Genomic DNA, 1,376 nt, shown 5'->3' on the forward strand with positions numbered 1-1,376 from the left:
TGAATCGCCCCGGGTCTGGTGGAGGCTCTCAATCCATGGAGGATGAGAGTCATGGCAGCACCCAGGAAGTACCCCGACGAGCTGCGTGAGCGAGCGACCCGGATGGCGGTGGAGCTGCGGGCGGACCCGGCGACGAAGCCAGGAGCGATCAAGCGTGTGGCCGACCAGTTGGGCATGCACCCAGAGACGTTGCGCAACTGGGTCCGGCAGGCCGAGATCGACGGTGGTGTCCGGCCGGGCACCACGACCAGCGACGCGCAACGGCTGGCCGAGCTCGAGCGGGAGGTCCGCGAGCTTCGCCGGGCCAACCACATCTTGAAGACGGCCTCGGCTTTCTTCGCGGCGGAGCTCGACCGCCCCACCAGCAGGTAGTGGCCTACCTCGAGGCCCATCGCCACGACGTGGTCGATGGGCGTGAGGTCGGGGTCGAGCCGATCTGCGCCGTGCTGAAGGAAGCCGGCGTGCAGACCGCCCCGAGCAGCTACTACGCCGCCAAGACCAGACCACCGTCGGCACGCGCGATTCGTGACGCCGAACTAGTGGAGGACATCAAGGTCGCCCACAAGGCCAACCTCGGCGTCTACGGCGCGAGGAAGATCCACGCCGAGCTCAACCGCGAAGGTATCCGCGTCGCCCGGTGCACCGTGGAACGGCTGATGCGTGCCGAGGGGCTGCGTGGGATCCCGCGGGAGAAGAGCCGCAAGACCACTATCGTCGACGGTGCTGAGACCGAGCGACCCGAAGACCTGGTCAATCGGAAGTTCGTCGCCACGGGCCCGAACCAGTTATGGGTGGCCGATCTGACCTACGTCAGGACGCATGCGGGCTGGACCTACGTCGCGTTCGTCCTCGACGTCTTCTCCCGGATGATCGTCGGCTGGCAGGTGTCCACGTCGCTGCGCACCGACCTGGCGCTCGACGCCCTCGACATGGGCTTGTGGAACCGGCACCGCGCAGGGCAGGACACAGCCGGGCTGGTCCATCACAGCGACCGCGGAGTCCAGTACCGAGCGATTCGCTACACCGAGCGGCTCGCCGAAGCCGAGGCCGTCGCGTCGGTCGGATCGCGAGGCGACTCGTATGACAACGCGATGGCCGAGGCGCTCAACTCGCTGTTCAAGGCCGAGTGCATCCGCAACCCGGTGATGCGTCCCAAGGGCGGCTGGAAGAACGTGAGCGACGTCGAGATCGCCGTCGCCGAGTACATCGACTGGTTCAACCACAGGCGACTCCACGGCGAGATCGGCCTCATCCCGCCCGCCGAGTTCGAGGCGAACCACTGGGCCACCGGAGTCGTCACCGACTACGTTGAAACACCCGTCCCGACCGGGGCTGGTTCCAAGTAACCGAGCCTCCACGAAACCCGGGGCGATTCA

The 1,376-nt window shown here is 66.9% G+C and carries 1 protein-coding gene; it reads left to right on the top strand.

The features are described 5' to 3' along the window. Positions 1-51: 51 nt before the first annotated feature. Positions 52-1,346, top strand: a protein-coding gene (locus IEZ24_RS21375) for an IS3 family transposase (RefSeq protein ID WP_224745685.1) whose coding sequence is annotated in 2 segments (ribosomal slippage) — positions 52-331 and positions 331-1,346 — 1,296 coding nt in all. Because the reading frame shifts where the segments join, the coding sequence is not laid out codon by codon here. Positions 1,347-1,376 lie beyond the last annotated feature (30 nt).

This window comes from Nocardioides ganghwensis, from assembly GCF_014779655.1.
In the GTDB taxonomy this organism is placed as follows: domain Bacteria; phylum Actinomycetota; class Actinomycetes; order Propionibacteriales; family Nocardioidaceae; genus Nocardioides; species Nocardioides ganghwensis.